We start from the raw sequence: 3,652 nt of genomic DNA on the forward strand, positions 1-3,652 counted from the left end.
TTTTAAACGAGAATTTAGCGGGCAACCACACTTATTTAGGTATAAGTATTAAATCGTCCTGACTGTCATTTGTTTTTGGCATTTTACAGGGAAAGTACCTATAAAAAAATCAAGTTATGAATAATGCAGGTTGAATATAATAACCCCTACTTCACTCATACTAGGATGATAAATGTGAGATGAAGAAAAAACCTCACTTTAGTGAGGGTGGTCTTATGCTTCATGTAGTGCCCCAATATTTAAATCAAACCCTGCTTCATGAATAACCTCTGCGGTAGTCGGGTGAGCAAAGATCGTTTTTGTAATTTGTTGCTCGGTAAGTCCATTTGTAATTGCAATCGTAAGGCTACTAATTAAAGAAGAGGCATCTGGTCCAATGATAGAACCTCCAATAATTTCACTTGTTTTGTTGTCTTTAATGAGTTTAATAAAACCATCAGGCTCATTCATCGTTAAGGCCTTTCCGTTACTTGAAAATGAAACCTTACTTACTCTATAATCTAGTTTTTTATCTTTACATTCGTATTCTTGCAGACCGACGGTAGCTATTTCTGGCGATGTAAAGATGACATTAGGAACTGCTGAATAATCCATATCTGACTCTTCACCAAGTATATTATTAACAGCGTGGATTCCTTGATGTGACGCGACATGAGCAAGTTGGATAATGTTAGTCACATCACCGATCGCATAGATATTTTTAATATTTGTCTGCATCTTCTGATTAACGGCAATCCCATTTCTAGCTTCGTCCATACGAATTTTTATTTCTTCGAGATTCAGTCCATCAATATTTGGTTCGCGGCCAATAGCAACAAGCACTTTTTCACTAACTAAAAGTTGTTCTTTACCGTCTGTTTCGTAGGTTATAATTGCTTGTCCATTATTAGCTTGTTGAATTTTGGTTACTTTGGCTTGTGTATGAATATGAATGCCCTTTTGCTCGGATAGACGTTCGATTTCTTCGCATAAGTCATCATCTAGGATATCAAGAACATGATCCATAAATTCTAGTACATGAACTTCTACTCCGAGATTGCGATAAATACAGGCAAATTCCATGCCAATTACACCGCCACCAATAATGGTTATGCTATTTGGCAATTCAGTTAATGCCAGTGCATCCGTGCTGTTCATCACAAAAGGAAGTTCAACACCAGGAATGTTAACATGAGAAATCTTAGAGCCTGTAGCTATAATGGTATCTTTTGCTGAAATATGGGATGTATCCTTCCCATTTACAATGACTTTGTTATCTGATAGAAAAGATGCTGTTCCCTGAATGACACGAATCTTGTTCTTCTCCATTAAAAATGAAACCCCAGATACTAATTGATTGACGACTTCATCTTTTCGATCAATGATTTGTTTCATATTGATCTTTAGATCTGAATCTGATTCAATGCCAAATAAAGAACTGTTTTTCACGTTATCACAAATCTCTGCCGATTTAACAAGAGCTTTTGTTGGAATACATCCTACATTTAAGCAAGTTCCACCTAAGGTATCTTCTTTTTCAATAAGTGTGACATCGAGTCCTTTTTTAGCGGCATAAATAGCTGCCACATATCCTCCTGGTCCAGCGCCAATAATGAGTAAGTCCGTTGTCACCTCGTTTATAGGTTGTTCGCCGTCCGCTTTTTGTTCACTTGTATCATTCTTTTCGTCACTTTCTTGAATGGACTCTATTTCAAATAATATTTGCTTAGAAGAAACTTCACTTCCTTCTTCAATGTGAATTTGATTGATGACACCATCTTGATTGGCCGTTATTGTTCGATTTCCTTTACTTGTTTCGACCTCCGCTAATGAGTCGCCCTCAGAAACTTTGCTACCAATGGTTACGTGAATTTCTCCAACTTTACCCTTTTTTCCACCGGGAATTACAGACATTAAAATTTCCATTGCTAATTCTCCTTAAAAAGTAATTTTCTAAAATTAATTATAATAAACAGCAGATTGATAATTGAATAAATTCCAATCTGCTGTACAAAAGATTATATTTAAACTAGCTTAGTCATTTAAATTAATATCTGACAACATTAGATAATACTAATTTAACACCGTTTTCTAAACAATCTCCTACTGGACAAGTTTTTTCAATAAAATTTGCAAAGGCTTCTGCTTTTTCTTGTGATTCATTTGTTTTAAAGTGCATAGAAAAACGAATTTCTTCAAAGCCATTTCTTACATCCGCGAGTCCTAAAAAGCCATCTGGATCCAAATCACCCTCAAGTTCAACGTGAAATTCGTCAAAAGAGAAATTATGAGCTTCAGCAAATGCACTAGCAACAATAGTTTGGCAAGCACCTAAAGCGCATAAAACCATTTCAACAGGGTTCATTGCCTTGTCAGTCCCACCAAGATCTTCTGGTTCATCTGCTATAATTTTAAATCCTCTTGAGTTACATTCAACTTGAAGTCCATCAGGTAATTTTTTTGTAACTGCTTTAAATGTCGTTAACATAGTTTTTTCCTCCTAGCAAAGTTTGTGAATCATCGAGCAATGAAGATATTATACCACGGCGAAAATATAAAATCAATACTTAGCTAAGTAACTATATTCGAGTCTGATTCATTATTTGCTTCGGTGAGAATCCATTTAGAGAATGCAAAAGCACTTGAAAACTCTGATGAGCCGTTTAATTATGCCCTCACTTCTGCTGGTCGTAATGTTTTATTTTAGGGTCATAATCACGTTGTAAGAAGTGGCTATACACAGTACCAGTAATATGTAATAGCAGTGTGGATAGGAATAAATATATCTTCATCTATCTCTAGACAGTACTGTCCAATTTGTGGCGCGATAGCTTATATCAAATTGTTTATGTAGGTTAATCCAAGTAGTTGGTAGTTAAGTGGACTGGTTTTCTGTCTTCAAGCGTGTGCAAACTTCACCATATTTTCCACGTCTTTTATATTTTTTAATAAATCTAAAAGGAGTCTGTTGCTGTATAAAATCGTTAAATTTTAATGGAGGATAATATCGATGTTTTTTAAATTGGATGCAATAATTTTGGCGATGGCTGCAATCGCATTCATGTGAGGATTGTTTACCTTACTTATGTTTATCAGGAACGTGACGGATAAATAAAGCTCTACAAGTTGTTTTTGGAACATTGGCAATTTTGTTTTTCTTACTTGCGATTGGTAATTTCACAGGTTCTAGCGTGGTTTTAACGCTTGCCGGTTATGAAGGCATCATTTGGGGCTTCTCAGCGATTTATGTTGCTATGATACAAGTGTTGAATGAGTTATACGGCAAAAGGATTTTGCCAATCGTTGAGTATAAAGCTGAGGGTCATTTATGGACTAGTCGCGAAATTAATAAAGCGAGTTAATAATTCAGTGAACGAAAGAAGCTTAAATATAAAAAAGAAGTGAGCGCTCATGTCTCACTTCTTATTTTAATGATTAAGCTTTTTCCTCAATCCTATTTAAATTTTTCAGTATTGTTTGTCATCTTTTTACGATATTCTGTCGGGGAAATACCTTCTTTCTTTTTAAATAAATAACTAAAATAATTTGAATCCTGGATTATTCACAGCCATATCAAAAACCTTAAAGAAACTGTATCAAATCAATTAAAAATAGCCAATCGATCTTTCACTAATTAAGTGAAAAGGAGCCCGATCTTTGATATTGTATAAGT

At 35.0% G+C, this 3,652-nt stretch carries 4 protein-coding genes; 1 reads left to right on the forward strand and 3 read right to left on the reverse strand.

Annotated features, from left to right (window positions below; genetic code table 11):
- Positions 1-213 precede the first annotated feature (213 nt).
- Positions 214-1,905, reverse strand: coding sequence for a dihydrolipoyl dehydrogenase (gene lpdA / locus ABD814_RS02330; RefSeq protein ID WP_344909946.1), 1,692 nt, complete (start codon positions 1,903-1,905; stop codon positions 214-216).
- A 121-nt stretch (positions 1,906-2,026) separates the two neighbouring features.
- A complete protein-coding gene (locus ABD814_RS02335; protein WP_344909948.1) occupies positions 2,027-2,467 on the reverse strand; it encodes an OsmC family protein in 441 nt (146 codons plus the stop codon).
- 652 nt (positions 2,468-3,119) lie between these two features.
- Between ABD814_RS02335 and ABD814_RS02340 the strand changes: the two genes are divergently transcribed.
- The gene (locus ABD814_RS02340; RefSeq protein WP_344909950.1) at positions 3,120-3,341 is read left to right on the forward strand and encodes an acetate uptake transporter; all 222 of its coding nucleotides are present in this window, start codon (positions 3,120-3,122) and stop codon (positions 3,339-3,341) included.
- Positions 3,342-3,433: 92 nt separating this feature from the next.
- Here ABD814_RS02340 and ABD814_RS13290 read toward each other — a convergent pair whose 3' ends face one another.
- A complete protein-coding gene (locus tag ABD814_RS13290; RefSeq protein ID WP_425549041.1) occupies positions 3,434-3,541 on the reverse strand; it encodes an AraC family transcriptional regulator in 108 nt (35 codons plus the stop codon).
- Positions 3,542-3,652: the final 111 nt, after the last annotated feature.

The organism is Amphibacillus indicireducens, assembly GCF_039539605.1.
Taxonomy (GTDB): Bacteria; Bacillota; Bacilli; order Bacillales; family Amphibacillaceae; genus Amphibacillus; species Amphibacillus indicireducens.

Bases quoted from the DNA above. Each gene is read 5' to 3' on its own strand.
- lpdA (WP_344909946.1), bottom strand. From the start codon at position 1,905: ATGGAAATTTTAATGTCTGTAATTCCCGGTGGAAAAAAGGGTAAAGTT.
- ABD814_RS02335 (WP_344909948.1), bottom strand. From the start codon at position 2,467: ATGTTAACGACATTTAAAGCAGTTACAAAAAAATTACCTGATGGACTT.